Origin of the sequence: Collinsella sp. TF05-9AC, assembly GCF_003438495.1 — a bacterium.
Taxonomy (GTDB): domain Bacteria; phylum Actinomycetota; class Coriobacteriia; order Coriobacteriales; family Coriobacteriaceae; genus Collinsella.
Genome location: NZ_QSSH01000019.1, coordinates 12,386 through 38,346 on the forward strand (window position 1 = coordinate 12,386; position 25,961 = coordinate 38,346).

Here is a 25,961-nt window from a genome sequence, read left to right on the forward strand (position 1 = left end):
AATGGAAAAGCTCGATGTTGTGAATGCGGCGCTTGCCGACCTGCGTGCTGGCGAGACGTGCGAGCTCGTGGTCGTGGCCGGCACGGCGGGGTCGTCGCCGCGCGGCGTGGGCGCTTGGATGGCCGTCTTTGCCGACGGCAGCCAGGCGGGCACTATCGGCGGCGGCAAGATTGAGCTCTTTGCGCTGGATGAGGCGCGCGAACTCCTGAGCGCGGGACAGTCGCGTCTGGTCCGCTACACCATGGGCGGCGAGAACTCCGATACCGGCATGATCTGCGGCGGAGCCATCTGCCTGTGCTATCTGCATCTGGATGCGACCCAGGCACCGTTGTTCCGGGAAATTGCCGACGTCTTGGTCTATCGGCGCATCGGCGACTTCGTCATCGACTTTGAGCCGTTTATCGCGAGCGCGCTCGAGGGCGATGTGGCCGAGTACCATGGCGAGGCATCGCGCCATACCATTGCGGGCTGCCCCGGGCTTTCACTGGTGGAGGAGGGGAGTAACGTCACCTACACCAACGCTGCCTCTGAGATTCCCGCGGCGCATATCGAGACGCTCTGCCCCGAGGGCCTGACCTACATCTTTGGCTGCGGACACGTGGGCGCCGCGACGGCGCGCGTGCTCACGGCGGCGGGCTTTGCCGTCGTGGCCTGCGATGACCGCCCCGGCACGTTGACGCCCGAATGGGTGCCCGGTGTCTACGATCGTCGCCTGGTCGATTACAAGAACCTGAGCGAGCAGTGCCCCATCGGCCCGCGCGACCTGGTGGTCGTGGCCACAGCAGGCCACAAGTCCGATATCGACGTGGTGATTCAGGCCATGCACGCCAAGCCTGCCTACCTGGGCTGTCTGGGTTCGCGCCGCAAGACGGCCTTTGTGCGTGCCCGCCTGGAGCAGGAAGGCTTTACGCAGGACCAGATCGACGAGCTGCACCTGCCGATCGGCGTTGCCATCGAGGCCGAGGACCCCGAGGAGATTGCCATCTCCATCGCCGCCGAGATGATTCACCTGCGCCGCACCAAAATCGTCCCCCGCAAGCGCTAATCCCCGTTCCCACCGATAAGTTGCGGTGAAATACGGATTGTTTAAGCCTGTAAGGCCGCCCAACAGTCCCTATTTCACCGCAACTGCTATTTGGGATCCATTTGTGCGGGGGAGTTGTGGAGTTGTGCAGGCAGACGAGGTTTTTCTGGAAATACGCTCCCGATGCGCGTATAGTACCGATTGTTTTGTCGGCTCCTGCTGCGTCGAGTCCAAACCGCAAAATGCCATGAGCGGCGCGGATGCAGCCAGGAGGCACGAGGACAACCCATCGTGGCCACGCCCCGTGCTTAAAACCCCAAGAAGGAGTGAACAATGGCAGAAGAGAAGTATATGCCGCGTCTGAAGACCAAGTACAACAACGAGGTCAAGCAGCAGCTTCAGGACAAGTTCCAGTACGAGAACGTCATGATGATCCCCAAGTTTGAGAAGATCGTCGTGAACATGGGTGTCGGCGAGGCCGCTACCGATTCCAAGGCCATCGACGGTGCCGTGCGCGACCTGCGCGCCATCACCGGCCAGCAGCCGATGATCACCCGTGCCCGCAAGTCCATCGCTACCTTCCGCCTGCGCGCTGGTATGCCGATCGGCTGCAAGGTTACCCTGCGTGGCGACCGTATGTGGGAGTTCTTCGATCGTCTGACCTCCGTCGCGATCCCCCGTATCCGCGACTTCCGCGGCATCTCCGCCAAGAGCTTCGACGGCCGTGGTAACTTCTCCATGGGCGTCACCGAGCAGCTCATCTTCCCCGAGATCGACTTCGACTCCGTCGATCACCAGCGCGGTATGGACATCACTTTCGTGACCACCGCCAATACCGATGAGGAGGCCAAGGCCCTTCTGGACGCCTTCGGTTTCCCGTTCAAGAAATAGGTTCACCTGCCCTATAAGCGCCGTTCCCACAAGGGGGCGGCGCTTGGGGCGAACAATACTCTATGTGAGGAGGATATAAGTGGCTAAGACATCGATGATCGTCAAGTGCAATCGCAAGCAGAAGTTCTCTACTCGTGAGTACACGCGCTGCCAGCGCTGCGGCCGTCCGCACTCTGTGTACCGCAAGTTCGGCCTGTGCCGTGTCTGCTTCCGCGAGCTTGCACTCAAGGGCGAGCTTCCCGGCGTTAAGAAGGCCAGCTGGTAAGTCACTACCAGCGTTTCAAGCATCAGTTTGGAACAGGGAAAACGCGCTAAAAAGGCTTTGCCGTTAAGGGCGGCGAAGAACCAAGAGCACGTGTTCATCAAGAACGAAGGAGAATCTGTATGAACCTTACAGACCCGATCGCAGATATGCTTACGCGCATCCGTAACGCTAACTCTGTGAACAAGGCCACGGTCTCCATGCCGAGCAGCAAGAAGCTCGTCGAGATCGCTCGTGTTCTGCACGAGGAGGGCTACATCGAGGGCTACGATGTCGAGGACACCGTTCCCCAGAAGACTCTGCACATCACGCTTAAGTATGGTCCCAAGAAGGCTAAGGTCATCAACGGCATCCGCCGCATTTCCAAGCCGGGCCTGCGTAAGTACACCGGCGTTGCCGACATGCCCCGCGTCCGCGGTGGCCTTGGTACCGCCATTATTTCCACCAGCCATGGCGTCATGACCGACCGCGATGCTCGCAAGCACAACGTCGGCGGCGAGATCATCGCTTACGTCTGGTAATTCGCTCGGTAGGTAGAAGGAAAGGAGATCACCGTGTCTCGTATCGGTAATAAGCCTGTCCAGATTCCCGCCGGAGTCGAAGTGGCAGTCAACGGCAACAACGTTGTCGTCAAGGGCCCCAAGGGCCAGCTCGAGCTCGATGTCTTTGAGAAGCTCGCTATCAACGTCGAGGACAACGTCCTCACCGTTTCCCGTCCCGACGACGAGCGTGAGACCCGTGCCCGCCACGGCCTCACCCGTGCCCTCATCCACAACATGGTTGTTGGCGTTTCCGAGGGCTTCGAGAAGAAGCTCGAGCTCGCCGGCGTCGGTTACCGCGTGCAGCAGAAGGGCAAGAACCTCGAGTTCTCCCTGGGCTTCTCGCACCCCGTGATCGTCGAGGCTCCCGAGGGCATCACCTTCGAGGTTCCCGACAACACCCACGTGAACGTCAAGGGTATCAACAAGCAGCAGGTCGGTCAGATCGCCGCTGAGATCCGCGGCCATCGTCCTCCCGAGCCTTACAAGGGCAAGGGTATCCACTACGTTGGCGAGCACATCCGCCGCAAGCTGGGTAAGGCCGCCAAGTAGTCGTAACCGACTCACTCGCATAAGACCAGTACCCCGTCAGGTGCTGGCAAGATCAACCTTTTTAGGAGTTTACGTATGAACAAGCATAAGGCGAAGCTGGAAGGCCTCAAGCGTCGTCAGCGTCGTGTTCGCGGCAAGGTCTCGGGTACCTCCGAGCGTCCGCGTCTTCGCGTGACCCGTACTAACGCCAACATCTATGCCCAGATCATCGACGACAGCAAGGGCTCCAGCCTGACGCTCGTCTCTGCCTCGACCCTCGAGGCCGAGTTCAAGGGCACCCACACCTCGAACAAGGAGGCTGCGGAGAAGGTCGGTCAGCTCGTTGGCAAGCGCGCCATCGAGGCCGGCATCACCAAGGTCGCCTTCGATCGCGGTGGCCGTATCTACCATGGCCGCGTCAAGGCCCTCGCCGACGGTGCTCGTGCCGCCGGTCTCGAGTTCTAGGAGGTATGTAGCACATGGCTCGTAATCAGAAGCAGCAGCGCGAGGCCTCCGAGTTCGAGGAGCGCGTCGTTTACATCAACCGCGTGTCGAAGACCGTCAAGGGTGGTCGTCGCATGAGCCTCGTCGCTCTCGTCGTCGTTGGCGACGGCAAGGGCAACGTCGGCGTTGGCATGGGCAAGTCCGCTGAGGTGCCCATGGCCATCTCCAAGGCGTCTCTCGATGCCAAGAAGAACATGTTCCACGTGCCGGTGACCGATCAGGGCACCATTCCGCACGAGGTTCTCGGTCACTTTGGTGCCGGCCGCATCATCATCAAGCCCGCTGTCGAGGGTACCGGCGTTATCGCCGGCGGCGCTGTGCGTCCCCTCTTCGAGCTTGCTGGCATCAAGAACGTCCTGTCCAAGTCCCTCGGTACCGACAACGGCCTCAACATCATCAAGGCTGCCGTCGAGGGCCTCAAGGAGCTCTCTAGCCCTGAGGACGTCGCGGCTCGCCGTGGCCTGACGGTCTCCGAGATGTTCGTCGGTAAGGAGAACTAAGCATGGCTGACACCATCAAGATCAAGCAGGTCCGCAGCACCAACGGTTGCAAGCAGGACCAGGTCCGTACTGTCCGTGCCCTCGGTCTCCACAGGATCCGCGAGGTTCGCGAGATTGCTGACAACGAGTCCGTCCGCGGCATGATCTTCAAGGTCAAGCACCTTGTCGAGATTGTAGAGGAGTAGCAAATGCAGCTTCACGATCTTACTCCCGCGCCCGGTTCCACCAAGAACCGCAAGCGCGTCGGCCGTGGCAATTCTTCGGGTCACGGCACCACTTCTGGCCGCGGTCAGAAGGGCCAGGGTTCCCGCTCTGGCGGCACCAAGGGTGCCGGCTTCGAGGGTGGCCAGACTCCGCTGGCCATGCGCCTTCCCAAGCTTCCGGGCTTCCGCAACCCCCGTCGTATCGAGTACACCGCTGTTAACGTTGAGCGTCTCGAGCGCAAGTTCGAGGACGGCGCTGTGATCGACGGTGCCGCTCTTAAGGCCGCTCGCATCACCAAGAGCGAGTTCGAGCCCGTCAAGGTGCTCGGCAATGGTGAGCTCACCAAGAAGTTCACGGTCAAGGTCGACAAGGTCAGCGCTTCTGCGCAGGCCAAGATCGAGGCCGCCGGCGGAAAGGTCGAGCTGCCGTGCTAAATGGTCTTAAGAATGCTTTCCGCATCAAAGAATTGCGCGAAAAGATTCTTTTTACCATAGCTATGCTCGTCGTGTACCGCATTGGTGCGCACGTTCCTGTGCCCGGCATTCCCTTCCAGGGGATGCTGGGCCATTTCTCGACCGATAACAATTCGGTCGCCGCAGGTGCTATGGCCCTCCTGAATCTTTTCTCTGGCGGCGCGTTGAGCTATGTGTCGGTGTTTTCGCTGGGCATCATGCCTTACATCACCAGCTCGATCATCCTCCAGATGCTCCAGGCCGTCGTGCCTTCCCTGCATGAGCTTGCCCGCGAGGGCGAGGTCGGTCAGACCAAGATTACGCAGTATTCGCGTTACCTCACCCTGGCTCTGGCAATCCTCAACTCCGTGGGTTACCTCTTCCTCTTTAAGAGCTTCGGCATCAGCTTTAATGGCGCCGGCGCTCCCGAGATCATCTTCGACCTCATGATCGTCGGTACGCTCACCGCGGGCGCTATGCTGATCATGTGGATTGGTGAGCTCATCACCCAGCGCGGTATCGGCAATGGCATGTCGCTGATCATCTTTGCGAACATCATGGCCGGTCTGCCGCAGGCGATCTTCTCCAGCACCGAGGGCAATGCCGGTGGCATCATCACCATGGTGATCATCTGCGCCATCATCTTGTTGGTTATCCCGCTGATTGTTTTCCTTGAGCGCGGCCAGCGCCGCATCCCGGTCTCCTACGCCAAACGCGTCGTTGGCCGTCGCATGATGGGTGGCCAGACCACCTACCTGCCCATTAAGGTCAACACCGCGGGTGTCGTGCCGATCATCTTCGCTTCGGCGCTGCTGTACTTCCCGGCTCAGATTGCCGTGTTCTTCCCCGGCATCGGCTGGATTCAGGCAGTTGCCTCCGCGCTTTCGACCGGTTGGCTCAACTGGGTGCTTAACGTTGTCCTCATCGTGTTCTTCGCGTACTTCTACACCTCCATGGTGTTCAACCCCGATGACACGGCCGACAACCTTAAGAAGCAGGGCGGCTTTATTCCGGGCGTGCGTCCGGGTAGGGCTACCGCGGCCTACATCAAGAACGCGCTCAACAAGATTACGCTTCCCAGCGCTGTCTTTTTGGCGCTCATCGCCATCGTACCTTCGATCATCTTCTCCTTCACGGGTAACCATCTGATTCAGGCTTTTGGCGGAACGTCCATCCTCATCATGGTCGGCGTCGTGCTCGACACGGTCGATAAGCTCGAAGGCCAGATCAAGATGTATGATTACGATGGATTCTTTAAATAGGCTAGAGGAGGATTGCTCATGAACCTCGTATTGCTCGGAGCTCCGGGTGCCGGTAAGGGCACCGTCGCACAGGAGCTCGTCGCCGAGTTTGGCGTCGCCCACATTTCCACGGGCGACCTGCTGCGTGCTGCCGTCAAGGGCGGCACCGAGCTTGGTATTCAGGCTAAGAAGTACATGGACGCTGGCGAGCTCGTTCCCGACCAGCTCGTGATCGACCTTGTCAAGGAGCGCCTTGCCGCCGATGACGCCCAGCAGGGCTTCATTCTCGACGGCTTCCCGCGCAACACCGCCCAGGCTGTGACGCTCGATTCCGAGCTCTCCGCCATGGGTCGCGAGATCGATTGCGCCCTTCTGGTCGATGTGGCCCCCGAGGTCATTATCGATCGTCTGTCTTCGCGTCGCACCTGCCGCGCCTGCGGTTACACCGGCACTGCTGCCGATGCTACCTGTCCCAAGTGCGGTGGCGAGATGTATCAGCGCGACGACGACAAGCCCGAGACTATCAAGAACCGTCTCGACGTCTACGAGAAGTCCACGAGCCCGCTCGTCGACTACTATCGTGGCCAGGGTCTGCTCAAGTCGGTCAACGGTGACCAGGCTCGCGAGACCGTGTATGGGGATGTCAAAGAGGCTCTCGGTCTATGATCAAGATTAAGTCTGCAACGCAAATCGAGCAGATGAAGAAGGCAGGAGCGCTATCTAAGATGGCGCTCCGCCACGTTGGAGCCATGGTGCGCCCCGGCGTTTCCACCTTTGAGCTCGATCAGCTCGCGGAGCAGATTATCCGCATGCATGGCGGCACCCCGGCCTTTAAGGGTTACGGCGGGTTCCCGGGGACCATTTGCGCATCGATCAACGATGCCGTGGTCCACGGTATTCCCAACCCCGACATGATCCTGCGCGATGGCGATATCATCTCCATCGATACGGGAGCCGTTGTCGACGGTTGGGTCGGCGATAATGCTTGGACGTTTTTCGTCGGCACCCCCACGCCCGAAGCCAAGGCTTTGTGCGAGGTCACGCGCGATTGCCTTAAGGCTGCCATCGAGCAGGCTGTTCCCGGTAACCATATCGGGGACGTCGGTTATGCCGTTCAGTCCCTCGCCGAGTCTCACGGTTACGGTGTGCTTCGTGATTATGTAGGCCATGGCATTGGCCGCGTGATGCACGAGGACCCCAACGTTCCTAACTATGGAAAGAAGGGGAGGGGCGTTCGCCTCCAGGCCGGCATGGTCATTGCCATCGAGCCGATGGTTACGATGGGTTCCAACCATGTGAGCACGGGCTCCGACGGTTGGATTGTTACGACCAACGATCACCTGCCCGCCGCGCACTACGAGAACACCGTCGCCATTACCAATGACGGTCCGGTGATTCTCACCACGGATGCCCAAGGTGCTTGGTGCTCCCTCCAAGGCGGAGAAATGTAACAAGTTCCATTTAGTTGTGGAGCCATTACGAAGTTATTACGATGCGTGCATACGTGTTGTAGAATACTCAATCGCTGTCGTTTTCTAGAGAAAGATGATTGCTTGTGAAGAAGGAAGACGCAATTGAGCTCGAGGGTACGGTAAAGGAACCGTTGCCCAACGCCATGTTTAAGGTCGAGCTCGAGAACGGTCATTCGGTTCTGTGCAATATTTCTGGCAAGATCCGAATGAATTACATCCGTATTCTCCCCGGTGACAGGGTTGTCGTGGAGCTTTCCCCGTACGACCTGACCCGCGGCCGCATCACCTATCGCTACAAATAGCGGCACGCATACACGCACTCCATTTCCGACTGCAGGCTTAGCTCAACCTACGGTCGGATTGTGTGTGAAGACCAGCCATAGTTTTAAACGCCTGCGGCTGGGCGAGTAGATAGTAGGGAAGTAGTTTGAGCGCTACCGAAAGGAAGAACGATGAAGGTACGTCCTTCGGTCAAGAAGATGTGCGATAAGTGCAAAATCATTAGGCGCCATGGCAAGGTCCTCGTCATTTGCGAGAACCCCCGTCATAAGCAGCGTCAGGGTTAAGAGAGGAGACTACGTTGGCCCGTATTAATGGTGTCGACCTCCCGCGTGAGAAGCGCGTTGAGATCGGTCTGACCTACATTTACGGCATCGGCCGCACCACTGCGACGAAGATTTGCGTCGAGTGCAACGTTAACGTGGATACGCGCGTTAAGGACCTCACCGAGGATGAGGTTAACGCCATCCGCGATTATATCGATAAGAACCAGATCATGGTTGAGGGCGACCTCCGCCGTGAGCGCAACCAGAACGTCAAGCGCCTTATGGACATCGGCTGCAACCGCGGCCTTCGTCACCGCAAGGGCCTCCCGGTCCGCGGCCAGCGCACCCACACTAACGCTCGTACCCGCAAGGGCCCGAAGCGTCAGATCGGTGCTAAGAAGAAGAAATAAGGAGCGCTAGATAGATGGCTACTGCTAAGAAGAACGTTCGCGCTGCCCGTCTGAAGCGCGCGGACCGTAAGAACATTTCCGTGGGCCAGGCTCACATTCGTTCTACGTTCAACAACACGATCGTTTCGATCACCGATCCCCAGGGCAACGTCATTTCCTGGAAGTCGGCTGGCCAGGTGGGCTTCAAGGGCTCCCGTAAGTCCACGCCGTTCGCTGCCCAGATGGCTGCCGAGGCTGCTGCCAAGCAGGCCATGGAGCACGGTATGAAGAAGGTTTCCGTCTTCGTCAAGGGCCCCGGCTCCGGTCGTGAGACCGCCATCCGCTCCCTCCAGGCTGCTGGCCTCGAGGTCTCGAGCATCCAGGACAAGACCCCCATTCCGCACAACGGCTGCCGCCCCAAGAAGCGTCGCCGCGTGTAACTGAAAGGATCGTATCAATATGGCAATCGACAGGACTCCTGTTCTTAAGCGCTGCCGTCAGCTCGGGATCGATCCCGCTGAGCTCGGTTACAGCAGCAAGAAGGAATCTATCCGTCAGCCCAAGCGCCGTCGCAAGGAATCTGAGTACGGCATGCAGCTGCGCGAGAAGCAGAAGGTCAAGTTCATCTATGGCGTTCTGGAGAAGCAGTTCCACGGCTACTTCAACAAGGCCCGTAAGATGAACGGCGTCACCGGTGAGAACCTCATGATCATTCTTGAGTCTCGCCTCGACAACGTCGTCTTCCGTCTTGGCTTCGCCCGCACCCGCAAAGAGGCTCGTCAGTCCGTCCGTCACGGTCACTTCACCGTGAACGGCAAGCGCGTGGACATCCCGTCCTACCGCGTCAAGGCCGGCGACGTCGTCGCTGTCGGCGAGAAGTTCCGTGACCTCCTCCCCATCAAGGAGGCCCTGATTTCCTCCGAGCGCTTTGAGGTCCCTGGCTGGCTCGAGGTCGATATCGAGAAGCTGTCTGGTAACGTGCTCGCTCTGCCGACGCGTGAGCAGATCAGCGGTGATATCAACGAGCAGCTCATCGTCGAGCTCTACTCTAAGTAGTCCATCCGGGCTGCTGAGGCTGGAGGTAATACATGTCAGAATTCATTAGGCCTCAGGTTCAGGTCGAAGAGATCAACGAGACGTCTGCTCGTGTCTCCGTCGAGCCGCTCGAGCGTGGTTACGGCGATACGCTGGGTAACTCCCTTCGTCGCGTTCTTCTGTCCTCGCTCGAGGGTGCCGCCGTCGAGGCTATTCAGATCGATGGTGCGCAGCACGAGTTCATGACCATCCCTAACATGGTCGAGGATGTCACCGACATCGTCCTGAATGTCAAGGGTCTTGTCTTCAGGGCTCTCGGCACGACCGACGAGGCGACCGCCACCATCTCGGTTGACGGCCCCTGCGAGGTCACCGGTGCGGACTTCTTTATTCCGTCCGAGTTTGAGCTGGTCAACCCCGAGCAGCACATTGCTACGCTCACCGAGGGTGGCCATCTCACCATGAGCATGCGCATCGGCTATGGCCGCGGCTATGTTTCTGGCGAGGCCAACAAGCGCGACAACGATCCCATCGGTGTGATCCACGTCGACTCGCTGTACTCGCCGGTTTCCCGTTGCGCCAAGCTCGTTGAGGCTTGCCGTGTCGGTCAGCACACCGACTACGACCGCCTTGTCCTCGAGATCGAGACCAACGGCTCCATCGCCCCGCGCGACGCCGTTGTCCAGGCTGCCAATATCATCAACCAGCATATGGCCGCCTTTATGAACCTTGCCGAGACCCCCGAGGTCGAGGAGGAGGCTTCGATCTTCGCTCCCGAGGTCACCAACGACAACGCCGAGCTGGACAAGCAGATCGAGGATCTGGACCTTTCCGTCCGTTCCTACAACTGCCTTAAGCGCGCCAGCATTCACTCGGTCCGTCAGCTCGTTGAGTTCTCGGAGAACGATCTGCTCAACATCCGTAACTTCGGTGTTAAGTCGATCGAGGAAGTGAAGGACAAGCTTGAGTCCATGGGCCTGAGCCTGAAGGCTTAATGCTTCGCATATTTGAGGAGAAACTAGACCATGCGTCACAACGTTAAGAAGGGCCTGAAGCTCGGCACCGATGCGAGCCACACCAAGGCCATGAAGAAGAGCCTTGCTAAGGCCCTCTTCGAGAACGACCGCATCAAGACCACCGAGACCCGCGCTAAGGCGCTGCGTTCGGTCGTCGATCCGATCATCACTTGGGCCAAGAAGGGCGACCTGCACTCTCGTCGTCTGGCTATCGCCAAGCTCGGCGATAAGCAGCTCGTTGCCGAGATCTTCGACAAGGCTGCCCAGGGTATGTGGCAGGATCGCAACGGCGGTTATACCCGCATCATGAAGCTCGGTAACCGCAAGGGCGACAACGCTCCCATCGTTATCATGGAGCTCGTCACCGAGCCTTGCACGCCTAAGGCCAAGAAGGCTGCTCCGGCCCCCAAGAAGGCCGCTGCTCCCAAGAAGGTCGAGGCTGCCGAGGAGGCTCCTGCTGAGGAGACCGCTGAGTAGACAATCCGTCTGCATAGGCTATATTCGAGGGGTACGTTCGCGTACCCCTCTTTTTTTGTCGAAATGCCATTGCCTGTTTGTTGGGAGCGCCCATGACCGCGCCGTCTGATTTCAATTCGATTCCAGAGCTCGATGCCACGCTCGTTTTCCGCGTGGCATACGATGGCTCGTCCTATAGCGGCTTTGCCGAGCAGCCGGGACAGACGACGGTTGCGGGTGAGCTGCGTCGAGCCATCGAGACGCTGCTTCGCCGTCCGATCGATCTGACGTGCGCGGGTCGCACCGATGCCGGCGTGCATGCCGTGGCTCAGTACATCAGCGTGCCCGTAACGGACGCTGAGCTCGCCCTAACGCGCCGTAGGTGGCTGCGGGCTATGGATGCCCTGCTGCCCAAAGATATCGCCATCAACGAGGTCTACAAGGCCCGTAAAGGCTTTTCTGCACGTTTTGACGCGCGTTCCCGTACGTATACGTACCGTATTGCCGATCGAGATGCGCGCCCCGTGCTGTCCCGCGGTGCGGTGTGGTGGCATCGCTATCCCTTGGATGTTGAGGCTATGTCTGCTGCCTGCCCCGCGCTGCTGGGCGAGCAGGACTTTAAAAGCTTTTGCAAGGTTGCTTCTGCCGTGGGCAAACCTACGCACCGCTGCGTAATGCGCGCCGAGTTTGGCCATGAGGTTGCGTTTGGCGAGGACATCCTGACGTTTACCATCGAGGGCAATGCGTTTCTGCATTCGATGGTCCGTACGATCGTTGGCACGCTTGTCGCGATTGGCATGCATCGCCGTGAACCCGAGTGGATGCGCGAGGTCATCGATGCTTGCGACCGTACCGCTGCGGGCCCCACGGCTCCTGCCTGCGGCCTTACGTTTATGGGCGTGGATTACGATCCCGCCGAGCTCGTCGTGCTCGACTAGGGGAGGGCTCGACGCGTCGTGCGTCGACACCCATTATCTGTGGGCTGCGCGTGTGCAACATCTGTTCTTGGCGTGCAATACAACCGGTGTCTCATTGCTTTTATTGCCGGGGTGTACCATGAACCACGGTTTGATTCATTGCTGTCGAGAGGACGGATAACTTGGTTCGACGTGGCTCGCATCCGCGACTTTCGGTGATCCTTGTGGTAGAAGGTTCGCCCAGCTATGCGATGCGTGCGCTCGAGAGTATCCAGAACCAAGACCTCTACGATTTGCAGATTGTCGTTGTTTGCCGCGATGCTGCGCCCGGTGTGCGCCATTCGCTTCAAGTTGCTGCCGACAGGGACATCCATATTGATTTGATTGACGTCGAGGACGCGAAGCGCGGCGCTTGCCTTCGTGCCGGTTTTGCTGTCTCGCGCGGCTCTCAAATCATCGCTATGAACGCCGATGAGTGGTTTGCTCCGCAGTCCCTTTCCAAGATGGTCGATATCGCGTGCGATACTGCGGCAGACATAGTGTTCCCCACGGTGTCGCTCGACCGCTATGATGCACATCGAGAACGCCATTCGCGCGTCTTGGATGCTGCCTCTATTGCCATAGAAGACGAGTCTTCTATGGTGACTGGGCTGCCCCAGTTGATTTTGGGCGGCCTAGTCGCTCAGACCTCTGGCGTGATGTATAGCCGTCCGCTGTTTGAGGCATGCCTGTCGCGCGGCAAGGCGTACCGTACGGTTGAGTTTATGGCTTATGCGCTCTCGCAGGCACGATTCGTGTCCGGCTGCGGCGACGCTTGTTTCCACGCGGTGGCACCTAAGCTTACAGATGCCTTTGATCCCACCATGTATGCCAGGATATCCGATGACACTCGAGCGCTCGACGAGCTTGCGGACTCACTCTCGGAAGCAGATAGCGGTGGTCGGCTCAAGCTGGCAAGCCAAAAGTTCTACTTTGCCGGACTGGTCGCCTGCATCGAGAATTTGTGTCTTAGCCCGCATGGAGTGTCGTCAATCGAGCGTTCCGCCCGCATGCGTGATATGCTCGAGGCGCCTCGAACCCGTCAGATGGTCGCCGCGCTCAAGGATAACCATCGGGGACTCGGTTTGTTGTTTGGGCCGATCGCCAGCGCCAAGCCCGCGCGCTGCGTGATGTGTACGCATCTGGCAGCTTTTCTTAACCGGACGGGCGCAAAAACCGCCTAAACGGCTCATTTCGAAACAAATTTGCATAGAATTGTTTCGAAATGCGTTCTTATACACAAAAGCCTTCAAATAGCGTTAAACTATTCAGTCACTGATTGATTGTCTCCGCCATCTTTTGGAGAGAGGGTTTGTATGGCTAAAAAACGCGATGGGCGCCAGGATGCCATTAGAGATATTGTGCGCAATAAGGACGTCCGCACGCAGCGCGTGCTGGTCGATGAGCTCCGCGCTATGGGCTTTGATTGCACGCAGGCGACTGTCTCTCGCGATATTGCCGATATGGGGCTGCGTAAGCTCCCCGAGGGTATCTATGTTCTGGCAGAGGACCTGCACCTGCAGCGTATGGTTTCCGAGCTCGTAACGGGCGTTCTGCGCACCGATAATCTGGTTATGATCAAGGCTCAGCCTGGTACGGCTTCCGGCATCGCCGCCGCCGTTGATGCGGCAGAGTTGCCCGATGTGCTTGGCTCGCTTGCCGGCAACGATACGATTTTGGTTATTGCCCAGACGGCCGAGGACGGCGAGCGTCTCGAGGCGCTGATCAATAAGCTGAGCAATTCTCGCAAGTAGGCGTGCGGGTCGTGCGCTCGGCACTGTGTGCGTGACATGGTGGCTTGTAAGGGGGTATCGACGTTGGTCGGTACCCCCTATATTGTTTGCCGGTATAAAGGCCGTCCACCAGGTCGCTTTAAACTAAAAGGCCCCCGAGCACTTTAATAGGCTGCTCGGGGGCCTTGTTGCTAATGGCCGGATGAATTTCTAGCCAACCGTATCGTCAGGCGTGGGCGAGGGGTCGGGAGTGGGTGTAGGCGTAGGCGTAGGCGTGCCGCCATCGCCGCCGGTCGAACCACCAGTGGAGCCGCCCGTCGAGCCACCGGTCGTACCGGTGCCGCCGGTGGTGTCGCCGCCCGTGGTCTCGGTGGTCGTGGTCGTCGTGGTAGTCGTTGTGGTGGTTTCCTCTTCGTCCTCGTTCTCGTCCTTGTCGTCGTTCTCCGTCTTCTTGGTGTTGTTGGTGCCGTAGAACTTCCAGACGCTGTTGTTCTTGTAGGTGGGCGCCGTTCCGGTCGCAAACTCCTCGCGCTCGGTACCGGTCAGAACGGTGTTCATAAACCGCTTAAAGACAGGCAGGTTGGTGCTGTCGCCCAGCAGGTCTGTGCCGTATTTTTGGATGGGAATCTCGCCCGCGGAATAGCCGGTCCACAGGGCGCACGCCAGCTGCGGGGTATAGCCGCAGAACCACAGGTTGGTGGTGTTGTCGGTGGTGCCCGTCTTGCCGGCATAGGGCTGGTTGACGCTCAGGGCGCCGGCAGCACCCGTACCGCCGCCCTTCATGACGCCGGACAGAACATCGGTGACCGCGGCGGCCTCGCCCTCGGTAAGTACCTGTGAGGGATTGTCGGTGTGCTGGTACAGCACCGAACCGGTACGAGAGTCAATCTCGGTGATGGCGATCGGCTGGCGATAGTAGCCGCCGTTGGCAAACGTCGCGTAGGCGGCGGCCATCTCGAGCGGCGAGATCGAGCCGGTGCCGAGGGTCATGACGGGAACGTCCTCGATGTTGTCCTTGGCGGGATCGATGCCGAGCTTTTTGACGAGCGAGATGATCTTGCTGTTGCCGACGGCTTCCGCCACCTGGATGTAGCCGGTGTTGGAGGAGTATGCCGTCGCCTGCTTAAGCGTGATGTTGCCATAGCTATGGTTGGCGTAGTTTTGGACCTCGGTCGTGGTGCCCTTGGCCTTGAGCGGCGAGTTGCAGTTGAGGGTGACGTTGGGGTTCATGCCGTTTTGGATGGCAGTTGCCAGCGTAAAGGCCTTAAAGGTGGAGCCGACGGGACGCTTGGCTGTGGCATGGTTTACGTGGTTCTCGTCGGCGTTGTAATCGTAGCCGCCCACCATGCACTTGATGTAGCCGGTCTTGGGGTCGACGACGACCATGCCCATGTCCAGGCCGTCGAGCGAGAGCGTGTCGAGCTGCTCGCGAACGGCATTCTCTGCCACCTGCTGCATCGTGGGGTCGATGGTGGTCTTGACGGTCAGGCCGCCCTTAAAGAGCACGTCGGTCGAGAACTCCTGCTCCAGCAGCTGCTTAACATAGGCGACAAAGTAGGGCTGCGAGTATACGTCAACGCCGCTGCCCGAGATTTCGGTCACGTTGAGGGTGATGGGCTCGGCCTGTGCGGCATCGTGCTCCTCCTGCGTAATGTGGCCCAGGCGCAGCATGTTGTCGAGGACCTTGTTGCGACGGGACAGCGCCAGGTCGGGGTTGACCGTGGGGTCGTACTGCGAGGGCGAGTTGGGAAGGCCGATCAACAGCGCGGCCTCGCTCAGGGTGAGGTCTGCGGCGCTCTTGGACAGGTAGGTCTCGGCGGCGGCCTCAATACCGTAGGCGCCGTGACCGTAATAGATGGTGTTGAGGTACATCATGAGGATCTCGTCTTTGGAGTACATGTCCTCCATCTTTACGGCGATGTAGGCCTCGCGCACCTTACGCTCGATGGTCGAGTCGAACTGCTCCTCCTGCAGGATGGTGTTGCGCACCAGCTGCTGGGTGATAGTCGAGGCGCCTTCGTGCCCGCCGCCGAGGGTTGCCACCGCAGCACGCGCGATACCCCACAGGTCGATACCGCCGTGCTCGTAGAAGCGCTCGTCCTCGACGTCAACGGTGCCCTGTAGCACGTAGGGAGAGACCTTGTCCTTGGTGATGGACTTGCGGTTTTGCGTGTAGAAGCTCGCGATCTTGTTGCCGTTGCAGTCGACGATCTCGGTGGGCTCGCTCACCAGATACGCGTTGGCGTCGGTGTAGTCGGGCAGATCGGACAGCCAGCGGTTGACGTTGCCGACCATGCCGATGCCAAATGCCACGCCCGCAATCAGCAAAAAGCCCAAAAACGAGAGCAGGATTATGGGCAGGGCATGCGTCTTTGAACGGCTGCGTCCCTGTCGTTGGCGAGGACCCATATATTGACCTCCAGGTATGTCGTGCCGGACGGCGGATGTGCCGTCGGGGCAGGATGGACATAAGTTATTACACGATAAACCAAACGGGGCGCGCGAGGCCTCGTGTATGCTGGAAGACGGCATTTTTCAGAGTGAATGCATACCTTGGTAAGGAGTTTGCCGATGGCGATTCGGGCGATGGGGCCGAGCGGACAACACAAGACTGGATTGGATGCTGCCGGTGCGGCGCTGCCCGAGCTGCTGGCGCCGGCGGGCGGGCTCGACCAGATGTTTGCGGCCATCGCCGCGGGCGCCGATGCCATCTATGCGGGGTTGGGCGGCTTTAACGCCCGTGTGAGTGCGCACGGTTTTACCGACGACGAGTTTGCGCGCGGCTGCGCCGTGGCGCATGCCCATGGCGTGCGTGTGTACGTGACGCTCAACGTGTTCGTGTTTGACGATGAGTTGTCCGACGCGGTGGCGTTGGGAGCTCATGCACTGGAGCTGGGCGCCGATGCTCTGATTGTCGCCGATGCCGGGCTGGCCTGCGCGCTGCGCGCGGCGATTCCCGGGGTCGAGATTCACCTGTCCACGCAGGCGGGCGTTCATAGCGAAGGCGCCGTGCGACTTGCCGCCGATGAGCTGGGGGTCGAGCGCGTGACGACGGCACGCGAGCTGACGGTCGACGAGATTGCGGCGCTATGTGCCACGGGCGTGCCCATCGAGGTATTCTGCCACGGTGCGATTTGCATCGGCTATTCGGGGGCGTGCGAGTTCTCGGCCCTGCGGCGTGGGCGCTCGGCGATGCGCGGCGACTGCACGCAGCCGTGCCGTCTGGCGTACGACCTGGTGGACGAGGCGGGGCAGAGCGTTGTCGCCGTCGAGGGAGATCGCCTGCTGTGCCCGCGCGACTATCTGGGTATTGCACATCTGCCCGAGCTTGTAGATGCCGGCGTGGCGTCGCTCAAGATCGAGGGGCGCATGAAGAACCCCGATTACGTATTCAACGTGGTGCGGGTGTGGCGCCGGGCACTCGATATGCTGTACGACGGCGCGTGGGACCCCGGTGCCGTGGAAGAGCTTGAGCGCGAGCTGGGAAGGTCGTTTAACCGTGGGTTTACCGATGCGTACCTGCGAGGGCGTTCGGGTGCCGAGCTGATGAGCTTTGAGCGTGCGATTAACCAGGGCGTGCGCGTGGGGCGCTTGGTCGCTGTGGGCCACGAAGAGGTGACCGTTGAGCTCGACGCCGCCGTGGCGGCGGGTGACACGCTCGAGATCCGGTTTTATCCGGGTGCCGACGCGCGTCCCGATGTGCCCAAGCGCTGGCCGCAGGTGCCCTGTCCGGTGGATGCCGCAGCGGGGGAGCGCGTCGTCGTGCATTGCAAGCGTAAGGTTGACACGGGCTGCGAGGTGTACCTGATTCGCAGCGCCGGCGTGTTGGATCAGACGGCGGCGGTGTTGGAGCGCATGCGGGCCGAGGCGGATGCGATTGCGCCCGTTGCGCGTGCCGTTGAGGTGCTGCCCTTTGAGGACGTTGCGGTGGATGGCAGTGCGTCCACGGAGTTGGTGGAGTGCGCGGTTCCCACTCGCATGGTTTTTGCTTGGCAGCTGATGGATGCCGACCCGCGCGGAGAACTTGATTTGTCCGACGCCGTTGTGGTGCTTGACGAGGTGTGCCGCACGGGTGACGCTGACTGGACCCGCTCACTGATACAGCGTGCCGGGCGCGTCGTCTGCCGCAACCTGGGACAGGTGGTGATCGCTCGCGAGCTGGGCGTGACGTTTGACGTGGCGGCGCCGGTGTTCTGCGCGAATCGGGCCACGCTTACCTGGCTGCGCGGACTCGGTGCGGGGCGGGTGTGCTTGCCGGCGGAGTTGCTCGGCAATGATGCGGAGCGTATTGCCGAACTGGCCGCTGAACCCGGCGTCTTGGGTCCGGTCGACGCCGACCGTCCCGAGCTTATGGTGTGCGAGCACTGCCTGCTGACCGCCGAGGGCGTCTGCGCCACCGATGCGACGGGACAGGTTCGTTGCCGCGACTGCTTGCGTCGTCGGCAGGTACGCTATCTGGTCGAGCGTGACGGTACACGTCTGCCAGTTGCCATTGACGCATGCGGCAGGACGAGGATTTTCCTGTCGTAGGTGCTGCGTCGCGTCAGTTTGTTATCATAAGAGAGTTTATGGACTTCCAGCACCGCCGTTTTCGGCGAGGGTGCTATAGCAAAAGGAGGATACCCAATGCTGTCTGTTGACGAGCAAATGCGTATCATCACCTCGGGCGCCGCGCAGATCGTTCCCGAGGCCGACCTTCGCAAGAAGCTTGAGAAGGGCGAGCCCCTCAACATCAAGCTCGGCGTCGACCCCACCAGCCCCGACCTGCACCTGGGCCACGCCGTGCCGCTGCGCAAGATGCGTCAGTTCCAGGACCTGGGCCACAACGTCACCCTCATCATCGGCAACGGTACCGCGTTGATTGGCGACCCTTCGGGCAAGAATTCCACCCGTCCGCAGCTTTCGCAGGAGCAGATCGAGGCCAATGCCGAGACCTACGTGAGCCAGGCCATGAAGATCCTGGATCCCGAGAAGACCACCATCGTGCACAACGGTGACTGGATCCTTTCGATGGATCTGGCCGGTCTGCTGCAGGTGTGCTCCAAGTTCACCGTCGCCCGCATCCTCGAGCGCGACGACTTTACCAAGCGCTACCAGTCTCAGACGCCGATCGCCCTGCATGAGTTCCTGTATCCCGTGATGCAGGCTTTCGACTCCGTGCAGATCAAGGCCGACGTCGAGATGGGCGGCACCGATCAGCTCTTCAACCTGCTCGCTGGCCGTGAGCTCATGGAGAAGATGGGCATGGAGCCGCAGGTCGCGCTCACCATGCCGCTGCTCGAGGGCACCGATGGCGTGCGCAAGATGTCCAAGTCCTATGGCAACTACATCGGCCTGACCGACGCTCCCAAGGATATGTTCGGCAAGACCATGTCCATCCCCGACGAGATGATCGGCAAGTACTATCGTCTGGCCAGCTCGCTCACCCCGGCCGAGGTCGACAAGATCGACGCCGCCCTGGCCGATGGTTCTGCCGACCCCTACGAGCTCAAGCGCGCTCTGGGCCGCGACCTGTGCGACACCTACCACGGCGCCGGCGCCGGAGACGAGGCTCAGGCCGAGTTCGACCGCGTGTTCAAGGAGGGCCAGCTTGCCGACTTCCCCGAGAAGCATGTCGAGCTGACCGTCAACGACGAGGGCCAGATCTACCTCGCCGGCCTGCTCAAGGACTTGGGCCTTTCGGCGAGCGCCGGCCAGGCTCGTCGCGATATCGACGGCGGTGGCGTCAAGATCAACGGCAAGGCCGTGGCTCCCAAGAGCTACAACATCGATCCCAGCGCCCTCAAGCTGGGCGACACCCTTTCTGTGGGTAAGCGCAAGGGCTTCAAGTTGATTTAGTTCCGCCGTTCTACCGAACGGCGGACCGGCCGACGCTGCGCGGGCCGCATTTGGACAATCTGACGTTCAACTTCAAGGGCGCGACCAGAAGGTCAGCGCCCTTTCGTTTCACGTCACCTTGTCTCAAATGCGACCCGCTCGCTGGCGATGCCAAAACATCGGCGCTTCCGTGGTTGGCACTTGGGGACGTTCCTTTTGTGCCGGCACTTTGGGACACTCCTTGTCATTGGTGCAAAGTAACCTGCCCCCATTGCGCCAAGCGGCGTGTGCCGTTAAGCGGAGAGGCGTATTGTTGACCCATCGTTTGGGCATACAATGGCTATTGGCTTGCTGCGGTGAAGGTCTGTCCGCTCCGCAGCTTTTTTCTACGGTTAAAGGAGTATGTATGTCCGTTGAGGTCATGAGGTCTGTGATCGAGGCCGCCGAGGGCCGCGTGCCCGTCGACACGCTGTTTACCAATGCGCAGATCGTCGACGTGTATGGCCAGCGTGTGGCGCCCGGCAGCGTTGCCGTCAAGGACGGTGTGATCGTCGGCGTGCTCTACGATGGTCGCGACGATGTCGCTGGCACCTACGAGGCTGCCGAGGTTATCGACTGCCAGGGTCGCTATCTCGCTCCCGGTTTTATTGACGGGCATCTGCATATCGAGTCTTCGAACATCCGTCCCGCCGAGTATGCTCGCATGGCCGCGACGCGCGGTACTACCACCGCCATTGCCGACAGCCACGAGATTGCCAATGTTGCCGGTCTCGACGGCTTGCGCTTTATGATCGAGGACGGCCGCCGCGCACCCATCTCCATCAAGTACATGATGCCTTCGTGCGTGCCCGCGCTGCCCGACGAGCAGGCCGGTGCCGTTATTTCGGCTGCCGATATGCAGGCGTTTTTTGCCGAGCATCCGGGCGATGTCTTTGGTCTGGGCGAGATGATGAACCTGCCGGGCGTCTTTATGGCCGATCCCGAGACCTGCGCTCGCATTGACGCTGCCAATCAGACGCCGTCCAAACAGGTCGACGGCCATGCTCCGCTTGTTGCCGGCAAGGATCTCAACGCCTATGCCGCAGCGGGTATTATCGCCGACCACGAGTCGACGATTCCCGAGGAAGCGCTCGACAAGCTATCCCGCGGCATGTATGTCATGCTGCGCGAGGGCACCTGCAGCCATGACCTTGCCAACCTGTCGCCTATGCTGCTGGAAAACCCCGCCCGTGCTCGCCGTTGCTGCTTTGCGACCGACGACCGCGCTCCCTCCGACGCGCTTTCGACCGGCATGATCGACAACGCCTGCCGCGTGGCCATCGAGGCCGGCATCGACCCGGTGGTCGCCATCTCCATGGCGTCTCTTTCCACGGCCGAGGCCTTTGGCCTGGACCACGGCTGTCGTGACCCGCATGAGCTCCGCGGCGCGATCGCTCCGGGCAAGCGCGCCGACCTGCTGGTGCTCGATGACCTGACCTTTGCCACGGCCCCGCATCGCGTGTATGCCGCCGGTGCGCTCGTGGCACAGGACGGCGCCTTTGTGGGCGAGGTTGCGCCCGAGACCGCTGAGGTCGCAGCGCTTGCCGATGAGCTGCGTGCTTCCGTTAAGCTGCCGAAGCTTTCGCTTGACGTGTTCGATTATGCCTTTAAGCCGGGCGAGGCGGTTATTGATGTGATCCCTGGCATGGCTATCACGGGCATGGTTCGTCCCGAGACTGACGAGGACTTGCGTCGCATTATGCTTATCGAGCGCCATGGCCGCGGCGTGTCGCTGCAGGCCGAGGGCGTCGACGGCGACGGTCCCGCCGGCATGGGGCTCGTCGGCAAGCATATCGGTCGCGGCTGGGTGCGCGGCTTCACCATCACGGGCGGTGCCATTGCCTCCACGATCGGCCACGACTCGCACAACGTGTGCGTGGTGGGCGACAATGCGGCGGATATGATGGCTGCCGTTGAGGCCGTGGGCCAGGGCGGCCACGTGCTGGTGCGCAACGGCGAGGTCGTGGCGCGCATTCCGCTGGCGCTCGGTGGCCTTATGAGCGAGGGCACGGCCGAGGATGTTGCCGCGCAGCACGACGACTTTATGGTCAAGGCGCGCGCCATGGGTATTGAGCCGCCGCTCGACCCCATCATGGGCATCATCTTCCTGCCCCTGCCGGTCATCCCGACGCTCCGCATCCGCCCCGAGGGCATGTTCGACGTCACAACCTTCACCTACGCCGACTAGTCATCGGGGACGTTCTTAAACGACTAGTCATCGGGGACACTCTTTGGCGGGCTGCCTGACGCCGCGACCGTAGGACCTCTGGCATGTGTGAGCTATTTGCCAGGTCCTTGTAACGTTTACGCCCGCGGAGTCTTATTTGAGCTCCCTTTGGGTACGTTGGAATCGGATACGCGTCTGATTCCAACAAGCCCGAAGGGAGCTTTTCTATGTTTAAACTGATTGCATCCGATATGGACGGCACACTGCTTGACGAAAACGGCCAGGTGCCTCCCGAGACCTATGAACTGATTCTGGCGCTACACGAGCATGGCGTGCATTTCGCCGCATCGTCAGGTCGTCGCTACGATCGCCTGTGCGAGTTCTTTGCGCCCGTTCGCGACAAGATGGACTTTGTCGCCGCTAACGGCGCCCAAGTCTACGCCGACGGTAAGATGGTAGACCGTGAGGTGTATTCCCACCTGGCGATTCGAAGGCTCGCCCAAGCCGTCAGGACGTTTCCCAATCTGCATCTTGCGCTCTTTGACCGAACCAAGTCCTTCCTGCTCGATGACGAGTGCAAGTTCGTGCGTGAGGTCGATAAGGACCTTCCCAATGCCGAGCGCATTTGGGAGCTGCCCGATCCCAGCGTAAATATCATCAAAGCGAGTATCTTTTGCGACGACAGTGCGGTTATGGACAGTGCGTACGTGCTACAGCGCGAACTCGGTCAGCTCTTTACCTTTGCGCCTTCGGGCAACGCGTGGATTGATGCCATGCAGCCCGGTGTGTCGAAGGCCTCGGGTATTGCACAGCTCGCGGAGCATTACGGCATTGGGCGCGACGAGGTCATGGCGTTTGGCGACTCGATGAACGACTACGAGATCATTCGCTTTGTCGGCACGGGCTGCGCGATGGAAAACGCGCGCCCTGCGCTCAGGGCGGTTGCCGATCGCGTGGTGGGTCGTAACCGCGACCACGCCGTTCAGCAGGAGCTCCGCCGCGTGCTAGAGGGCCTCGCTTAATCCGGCAGCTGGGGACGTTCCCGTTCTGCCGGCAGTGGGGGACAGTCCTTGCAGCTTTTCACGAAGAGTGTCCCCAACGACTAGTCATTCAAGAACGTCCCCAATGACTAGCCGATGACTAGGCGAGGGCGGCCATGATGGTGCGGGCGACGCCGTCGTGGTCGTTGTCGAACTCGGTGATGGCGTCGGCGGCGTCGCGGTCTTCGGGCTCGCCGTTGATCATGGCTATGCCGTGGCCTGCTGCCTGCAGCATGGGAATGTCGTTGATGTTGTCGCCGAAGCCCCAGGCGTCGGCGAGACGCTCGCCCAGGTGCTCGCATAGCCATGTGAGGGCCGTTCCCTTGGTGGCGCCCTCGCCCATGACCTCGATATTCATGGCGTACGAACGCGTGACCTCAATGCCTCCGAGCGTGTCGAGCTCCGCCGCGATGGCGTCGCGATCGGCCGGGTCGTGCCAGTACATGGCGATGCGTTCGAGTGTCTCGACCTCGTCGATCTTACTGTCGATATCCATGTCGATCGGTGTTCGTGTGCGCTTGAGCGAAGCCGCGATGTGGGGGTCGCCGCCGCAGAACTCGTCTAGGCGCTCATAGAGCGAGCGGGGGAGGAAGCACTGGCCGTCGGCGAAGATATCGAAGGTCACATCGTGGCCGACGGCGATGCGATGGATGCGATGGGCGATGCCACGGTCGAGCGGTCGGCTCAAGATACGTTTGGCGCGTGAGGCATCGGTAGGCGCATCTTCGTCGAGCTGCCAGACGCTGGCACCATTGGCGCAGACCGCGTAGTGCACGGCAGGATGGGCGAGGATAGGCTCAAAGATGCCCGACAGCGGGCGCCCCGTGCAGGGCACAAACTCAATACCGCGGCGCGCAAGCTCGTCGAGCATTGCCCAAGTGGCGTCGCTCATCTGCTTATCGCTCGTCAGCAGCGTTCCATCCATATCGGAAAACACAATCATTTGATGCAGCCCTTTCTACTGGCATAAAAAGCGTGGCCGAGGGCTTGGGTCCCTGGCCACGCTCGAGTTCTATAACGGTCCGCGTCCTAGCGGTCGGCGAGCGGCTTGTACTCCAGCGGCTCGATCACCGGACGATAGGCGGGGCGGATGATACGGTGCGCGCAGAAGAGCTCTTCCATGCGGTGCGCCGACCAGCCGGCCATGCGGGCGACGGCGAATAGCGGCGTAAAGAGCGTCTCGGGCACGCCGAGCATCTTGTAGATAAAGCCCGTGTACAGGTCGATGTTGGCGCAGATGGGCTTGGTCATGCCGTGGTCGCGCATGACCTGGGGTGCCAGGCGCTCGATACGCTCGATGAGTGCGAACTCTTCGCCCAAGTCCTTCTTGGCTGCCAGTGAGCGCGCGTAACGGCGGCAGACCTCGGCGCGCGGGTCGCTGAGCGTATAGACGGCGTGGCCCATGCCGTAGATGAGGCCCGTGCCGTCGAAGGCCTGCTTGTCGAGGATCTTGCCCAGGTAGGCCGCGACCTCGTCCTCGTCCTCCCAGTTGGAGACATGCGCGCGGATGTCCTCGTGCATAGACACGACCTTGGCATTGGCGCCGCCGTGGCGCGGGCCCTTGAGCGAGCCGATAGCCGCGGCGTAGGCGGAATACGGGTCGGTGGCCGAAGACGACAGCACGCGGCAAGCGAAGGTGGAGTTGTTGCCGCCGCCGTGCTCGGCATGCAGCATGAGCATAACGTCGAGCAGCATCGCCTCATCGCGGGTGAACGCCATGCCGCCGCGCAGGACCTGTAGGATGGTCTCGGCGGTGGAGAGGCCGGGCGTGGGGTGCGGCACGTGAACCTCGGAGCCGCGAAGCTTGGCGACCGAGGCCATGTGTGCGAAGGCGGCGATGCGCGGGAGACGTGCGAGCATGGAAATGGCGACGTCGATTTCGTGCTCGGGCGTGATCACGTCTGGTTCGGCATCGAAGGCGTAGAGCAGCAGCACGGCGCGCTGAAGCACATTCATGATGCTCGACGACACCGTGGTCATGGGAAACTCTTTGACGTACTCGTCGCTCAGATGTCTAAAGGCACCTAGGCGCTCGCAGAAGCCGTCGAGCTCTTCCTTGTTGGGCAGCGAACCCGTGATAAGCAGATAGGCGACTTCTTCGTAGCCGTAGCGATTCTCGGCCTGGGCATTGTTGACCAGATCCTCGATGCTGTAGCCGCGAAGCGTGAGCTTGCCCTGATCGGGCACGACCTTTCCGTCGACCTTGTTGTAGCCGTGCACATCCGAGATACGAGTGAGGCCCGCGACCACGCCCGAGCCGTCGGCATTGCGCAGGCCGCGCTTGACATTGTGCTCTTCGAACAAGCCCTCGTCATAAGGGTCGGTCGGCAGGCCGTGGTAGAGGCTTTCGCTCTCAGGCGAAATCTGGCGGCTTGCTTCGTAATCCAGAACCAGTCGGCTCAAGTGGTCATCGAAGCGGTAATAGATTTTCTTGGCGTCGTAGGCCATGCGCGCTCCTCTCCGGTCCGCTTTGGGGCCGCGCGCTTGGACGATATGACGTCAAGCTGCCCCGAGCGGCTTGTTCGCTACAGGCGGTACATAAAGTTAAAGACGTCCTCGCGCTGGATGGACACGTTGACGCCCGAAAGCTCGCCGGCCTCGGCCAGGGCCTTCTGCAGCTCGGCGAAGTCGAGCTTGGACTCGGCGGTGTCGGCCAGCATGGTCATGGTGAAGATGTCCTCGATAATGGACTGCGTGATGTCGCGGATGTCGACGTTGGCCTCGCCCAGAACGCGGGTGACGCCGGCGACGATGCCGGGGCGGTTCTTGCCAAGGACGGTGATGACGATGCGGGAGGACGAGATCTCGGCCATGGGAAACCCTTTCGCGTGATTGCGGCGCGCGCGGGGCGCTCCGCTACGGTACAGTGTTCATCATTGTACCTGTCTGGCGCAAAAAAGGCGCGCTCGCTGCGGCGTTACATGCCTGCAACATGAGCGTAAGGGGGAAGGCCGTACGGGGAAGAGCCGTCTGGCGCGTGTCCGGCTCGTGTTGGGTTGATTTCCGATCTCAGCCGAACACATTGAGCGGACAGGCCGTTCCCGCAGTCAGCCGAACGCCTCCGACGGCTGATTCCGAACTGGAAGCGGAGGGCATCCCCGCCCTTCGGTAGGGGATACCGCTCCGCGGCGCATGCCGCGGGCGGCGC

30 protein-coding genes are annotated in these 25,961 nt (G+C 60.7%); 26 read left to right on the plus strand and 4 right to left on the minus strand.

Going from position 1 to position 25,961, the window contains the following annotated elements; translation table 11 throughout:
- Nucleotide 1: 1 nt before the first annotated feature.
- The 22 genes from DXC52_RS06405 (at nt 2) to DXC52_RS06510 (ending at nt 13,771) form a co-directional block, all read left to right on the plus strand.
- A complete protein-coding gene (locus DXC52_RS06405; protein ID WP_117746614.1) occupies nt 2–1,045 on the plus strand; it encodes an XdhC family protein in 1,044 nt (347 codons plus the stop codon).
- Nucleotides 1,046–1,357: 312 nt separating this feature from the next.
- Nucleotides 1,358–1,915, plus strand: a complete 558-nt coding sequence (gene rplE / locus DXC52_RS06410; RefSeq protein WP_117746615.1) for a 50S ribosomal protein L5 — start codon at nt 1,358–1,360, stop codon at nt 1,913–1,915.
- A gap of 79 nt (nt 1,916–1,994) precedes the next feature.
- Nucleotides 1,995–2,180: a type Z 30S ribosomal protein S14 gene (locus tag DXC52_RS06415; protein WP_022094280.1), complete on the plus strand. Its 186-nt coding sequence runs from the start codon at nt 1,995–1,997 to the stop codon at nt 2,178–2,180.
- 119 nt (nt 2,181–2,299) lie between these two features.
- Nucleotides 2,300–2,698, plus strand: a complete 399-nt coding sequence (gene rpsH / locus DXC52_RS06420) for a 30S ribosomal protein S8 (RefSeq protein ID WP_006235262.1) — start codon at nt 2,300–2,302, stop codon at nt 2,696–2,698.
- A 33-nt stretch (nt 2,699–2,731) separates the two neighbouring features.
- Nucleotides 2,732–3,268 carry a 50S ribosomal protein L6 gene (rplF, locus tag DXC52_RS06425; protein WP_006235263.1) on the plus strand — a complete coding sequence of 179 codons (537 nt, stop codon included), beginning with the start codon at nt 2,732–2,734 and terminating at the stop codon, nt 3,266–3,268.
- A 75-nt stretch (nt 3,269–3,343) separates the two neighbouring features.
- Nucleotides 3,344–3,712, plus strand: a complete 369-nt coding sequence (rplR, locus tag DXC52_RS06430) for a 50S ribosomal protein L18 (protein ID WP_006235264.1) — start codon at nt 3,344–3,346, stop codon at nt 3,710–3,712.
- A 14-nt stretch (nt 3,713–3,726) separates the two neighbouring features.
- Entirely contained in the window at nt 3,727–4,251 is a 525-nt protein-coding gene (rpsE, locus tag DXC52_RS06435; RefSeq protein ID WP_022094279.1) for a 30S ribosomal protein S5, read from the plus strand.
- Between the two features lie 2 nt (nt 4,252–4,253).
- On the plus strand, nt 4,254–4,436 hold the full coding sequence (gene rpmD, locus DXC52_RS06440) for a 50S ribosomal protein L30 (RefSeq protein ID WP_006235266.1): 183 nt from the start codon (nt 4,254–4,256) through the stop codon (nt 4,434–4,436).
- 3 nt (nt 4,437–4,439) lie between these two features.
- On the plus strand, nt 4,440–4,889 hold the full coding sequence (rplO, locus tag DXC52_RS06445) for a 50S ribosomal protein L15 (protein ID WP_006235267.1): 450 nt from the start codon (nt 4,440–4,442) through the stop codon (nt 4,887–4,889).
- The gene (secY, locus tag DXC52_RS06450; RefSeq protein WP_117746616.1) at nt 4,883–6,169 is read left to right on the plus strand and encodes a preprotein translocase subunit SecY; all 1,287 of its coding nucleotides are present in this window, start codon (nt 4,883–4,885) and stop codon (nt 6,167–6,169) included. The genes rplO and secY overlap by 7 nt, the downstream gene beginning before the upstream one ends.
- Nucleotides 6,170–6,187: 18 nt before the next feature.
- Nucleotides 6,188–6,814 carry an adenylate kinase gene (locus DXC52_RS06455; protein WP_006235269.1) on the plus strand — a complete coding sequence of 209 codons (627 nt, stop codon included), beginning with the start codon at nt 6,188–6,190 and terminating at the stop codon, nt 6,812–6,814.
- Nucleotides 6,811–7,599: a type I methionyl aminopeptidase gene (gene map / locus DXC52_RS06460; protein WP_006235270.1), complete on the plus strand. Its 789-nt coding sequence runs from the start codon at nt 6,811–6,813 to the stop codon at nt 7,597–7,599. The genes DXC52_RS06455 and map overlap by 4 nt, the downstream gene beginning before the upstream one ends.
- 104 nt (nt 7,600–7,703) lie before the next feature.
- Entirely contained in the window at nt 7,704–7,922 is a 219-nt protein-coding gene (infA, locus tag DXC52_RS06465; RefSeq protein ID WP_035137443.1) for a translation initiation factor IF-1, read from the plus strand.
- Nucleotides 7,923–8,072: 150 nt separating this feature from the next.
- Nucleotides 8,073–8,186 (plus strand): 50S ribosomal protein L36, encoded by a 114-nt coding sequence (rpmJ, locus tag DXC52_RS06470; protein WP_006363204.1) that lies wholly within the window; start codon nt 8,073–8,075, stop codon nt 8,184–8,186.
- 14 nt (nt 8,187–8,200) lie between these two features.
- A complete protein-coding gene (gene rpsM, locus DXC52_RS06475; RefSeq protein ID WP_022094275.1) occupies nt 8,201–8,575 on the plus strand; it encodes a 30S ribosomal protein S13 in 375 nt (124 codons plus the stop codon).
- A 14-nt stretch (nt 8,576–8,589) separates the two neighbouring features.
- Nucleotides 8,590–8,994, plus strand: coding sequence for a 30S ribosomal protein S11 (gene rpsK / locus DXC52_RS06480; protein ID WP_006235274.1), 405 nt, complete (start codon nt 8,590–8,592; stop codon nt 8,992–8,994).
- Between the two features lie 19 nt (nt 8,995–9,013).
- Nucleotides 9,014–9,610, plus strand: a complete 597-nt coding sequence (gene rpsD / locus DXC52_RS06485; protein ID WP_006235275.1) for a 30S ribosomal protein S4 — start codon at nt 9,014–9,016, stop codon at nt 9,608–9,610.
- 32 nt (nt 9,611–9,642) lie between these two features.
- Entirely contained in the window at nt 9,643–10,584 is a 942-nt protein-coding gene (locus tag DXC52_RS06490; protein WP_006235276.1) for a DNA-directed RNA polymerase subunit alpha, read from the plus strand.
- Between the two features lie 30 nt (nt 10,585–10,614).
- Complete coding sequence (gene rplQ / locus DXC52_RS06495) at nt 10,615–11,082, plus strand: 50S ribosomal protein L17 (RefSeq protein WP_055287451.1); 468 nt, start codon at nt 10,615–10,617, stop codon at nt 11,080–11,082.
- Nucleotides 11,083–11,174: 92 nt separating this feature from the next.
- Nucleotides 11,175–11,999: a tRNA pseudouridine(38-40) synthase TruA gene (gene truA / locus DXC52_RS06500; protein WP_055287449.1), complete on the plus strand. Its 825-nt coding sequence runs from the start codon at nt 11,175–11,177 to the stop codon at nt 11,997–11,999.
- A gap of 203 nt (nt 12,000–12,202) precedes the next feature.
- Entirely contained in the window at nt 12,203–13,201 is a 999-nt protein-coding gene (locus tag DXC52_RS06505) for a glycosyltransferase (RefSeq protein WP_138375096.1), read from the plus strand.
- Between the two features lie 132 nt (nt 13,202–13,333).
- Nucleotides 13,334–13,771: an arginine repressor gene (locus DXC52_RS06510; protein WP_117746618.1), complete on the plus strand. Its 438-nt coding sequence runs from the start codon at nt 13,334–13,336 to the stop codon at nt 13,769–13,771.
- Nucleotides 13,772–13,960: 189 nt separating this feature from the next.
- Here the strand turns inward: DXC52_RS06510 and DXC52_RS06515 are convergent, their stop codons facing one another.
- Complete coding sequence (locus DXC52_RS06515; protein WP_117746619.1) at nt 13,961–16,159, minus strand: transglycosylase domain-containing protein; 2,199 nt, start codon at nt 16,157–16,159, stop codon at nt 13,961–13,963.
- A gap of 162 nt (nt 16,160–16,321) precedes the next feature.
- On the opposite strand from DXC52_RS06515, the gene DXC52_RS06520 reads away from it, so the two are divergent.
- The 4 genes from DXC52_RS06520 to DXC52_RS06535 all read left to right on the plus strand — a co-directional run bounded on the left by DXC52_RS06520 (nt 16,322) and on the right by DXC52_RS06535 (nt 22,795).
- Nucleotides 16,322–18,280, plus strand: a complete 1,959-nt coding sequence (locus DXC52_RS06520; RefSeq protein WP_158554605.1) for a U32 family peptidase — start codon at nt 16,322–16,324, stop codon at nt 18,278–18,280.
- 96 nt (nt 18,281–18,376) lie between these two features.
- Complete coding sequence (gene tyrS / locus DXC52_RS06525) at nt 18,377–19,588, plus strand: tyrosine--tRNA ligase (protein ID WP_117746621.1); 1,212 nt, start codon at nt 18,377–18,379, stop codon at nt 19,586–19,588.
- Nucleotides 19,589–19,973: 385 nt separating this feature from the next.
- Entirely contained in the window at nt 19,974–21,794 is a 1,821-nt protein-coding gene (locus DXC52_RS06530; RefSeq protein ID WP_055287474.1) for an adenine deaminase, read from the plus strand.
- 206 nt (nt 21,795–22,000) lie between these two features.
- Nucleotides 22,001–22,795, plus strand: a complete 795-nt coding sequence (locus tag DXC52_RS06535) for a Cof-type HAD-IIB family hydrolase (protein WP_055287476.1) — start codon at nt 22,001–22,003, stop codon at nt 22,793–22,795.
- A gap of 118 nt (nt 22,796–22,913) precedes the next feature.
- Here DXC52_RS06535 and DXC52_RS06540 read toward each other — a convergent pair whose 3' ends face one another.
- The 3 genes from DXC52_RS06540 to DXC52_RS06550 form a co-directional block, all read right to left on the minus strand.
- A complete protein-coding gene (locus DXC52_RS06540; RefSeq protein ID WP_117746622.1) occupies nt 22,914–23,756 on the minus strand; it encodes a Cof-type HAD-IIB family hydrolase in 843 nt (280 codons plus the stop codon).
- Between the two features lie 86 nt (nt 23,757–23,842).
- Entirely contained in the window at nt 23,843–25,261 is a 1,419-nt protein-coding gene (locus DXC52_RS06545) for a citrate synthase (RefSeq protein ID WP_117746623.1), read from the minus strand.
- 77 nt (nt 25,262–25,338) lie between these two features.
- Nucleotides 25,339–25,626, minus strand: coding sequence for an ACT domain-containing protein (locus DXC52_RS06550; RefSeq protein ID WP_006235289.1), 288 nt, complete (start codon nt 25,624–25,626; stop codon nt 25,339–25,341).
- Nucleotides 25,627–25,961 lie beyond the last annotated feature (335 nt).

Bases quoted from the DNA above. Each gene is read 5' to 3' on its own strand.
- DXC52_RS06405 (WP_117746614.1), top strand. From the start codon at position 2: ATGGAAAAGCTCGATGTTGTGAATGCGGCGCTTGCCGACCTGCGTGCT.
- rplE (WP_117746615.1), top strand. From the start codon at position 1,358: ATGGCAGAAGAGAAGTATATGCCGCGTCTGAAGACCAAGTACAACAAC.
- rpsH (WP_006235262.1), top strand. From the start codon at position 2,300: ATGAACCTTACAGACCCGATCGCAGATATGCTTACGCGCATCCGTAAC.
- rplR (WP_006235264.1), top strand. From the start codon at position 3,344: ATGAACAAGCATAAGGCGAAGCTGGAAGGCCTCAAGCGTCGTCAGCGT.
- rpsE (WP_022094279.1), top strand. From the start codon at position 3,727: ATGGCTCGTAATCAGAAGCAGCAGCGCGAGGCCTCCGAGTTCGAGGAG.
- rpmD (WP_006235266.1), top strand. From the start codon at position 4,254: ATGGCTGACACCATCAAGATCAAGCAGGTCCGCAGCACCAACGGTTGC.
- rplO (WP_006235267.1), top strand. From the start codon at position 4,440: ATGCAGCTTCACGATCTTACTCCCGCGCCCGGTTCCACCAAGAACCGC.
- DXC52_RS06455 (WP_006235269.1), top strand. From the start codon at position 6,188: ATGAACCTCGTATTGCTCGGAGCTCCGGGTGCCGGTAAGGGCACCGTC.
- map (WP_006235270.1), top strand. From the start codon at position 6,811: ATGATCAAGATTAAGTCTGCAACGCAAATCGAGCAGATGAAGAAGGCA.
- rpmJ (WP_006363204.1), top strand. From the start codon at position 8,073: ATGAAGGTACGTCCTTCGGTCAAGAAGATGTGCGATAAGTGCAAAATC.
- rpsK (WP_006235274.1), top strand. From the start codon at position 8,590: ATGGCTACTGCTAAGAAGAACGTTCGCGCTGCCCGTCTGAAGCGCGCG.
- rpsD (WP_006235275.1), top strand. From the start codon at position 9,014: ATGGCAATCGACAGGACTCCTGTTCTTAAGCGCTGCCGTCAGCTCGGG.
- DXC52_RS06490 (WP_006235276.1), top strand. From the start codon at position 9,643: ATGTCAGAATTCATTAGGCCTCAGGTTCAGGTCGAAGAGATCAACGAG.
- rplQ (WP_055287451.1), top strand. From the start codon at position 10,615: ATGCGTCACAACGTTAAGAAGGGCCTGAAGCTCGGCACCGATGCGAGC.
- truA (WP_055287449.1), top strand. From the start codon at position 11,175: ATGACCGCGCCGTCTGATTTCAATTCGATTCCAGAGCTCGATGCCACG.
- DXC52_RS06510 (WP_117746618.1), top strand. From the start codon at position 13,334: ATGGCTAAAAAACGCGATGGGCGCCAGGATGCCATTAGAGATATTGTG.
- DXC52_RS06515 (WP_117746619.1), bottom strand. From the start codon at position 16,159: ATGGGTCCTCGCCAACGACAGGGACGCAGCCGTTCAAAGACGCATGCC.
- DXC52_RS06520 (WP_158554605.1), top strand. From the start codon at position 16,322: ATGGCGATTCGGGCGATGGGGCCGAGCGGACAACACAAGACTGGATTG.
- tyrS (WP_117746621.1), top strand. From the start codon at position 18,377: ATGCTGTCTGTTGACGAGCAAATGCGTATCATCACCTCGGGCGCCGCG.
- DXC52_RS06530 (WP_055287474.1), top strand. From the start codon at position 19,974: ATGTCCGTTGAGGTCATGAGGTCTGTGATCGAGGCCGCCGAGGGCCGC.
- DXC52_RS06535 (WP_055287476.1), top strand. From the start codon at position 22,001: ATGTTTAAACTGATTGCATCCGATATGGACGGCACACTGCTTGACGAA.
- DXC52_RS06540 (WP_117746622.1), bottom strand. From the start codon at position 23,756: ATGATTGTGTTTTCCGATATGGATGGAACGCTGCTGACGAGCGATAAG.
- DXC52_RS06545 (WP_117746623.1), bottom strand. From the start codon at position 25,261: ATGGCCTACGACGCCAAGAAAATCTATTACCGCTTCGATGACCACTTG.
- DXC52_RS06550 (WP_006235289.1), bottom strand. From the start codon at position 25,626: ATGGCCGAGATCTCGTCCTCCCGCATCGTCATCACCGTCCTTGGCAAG.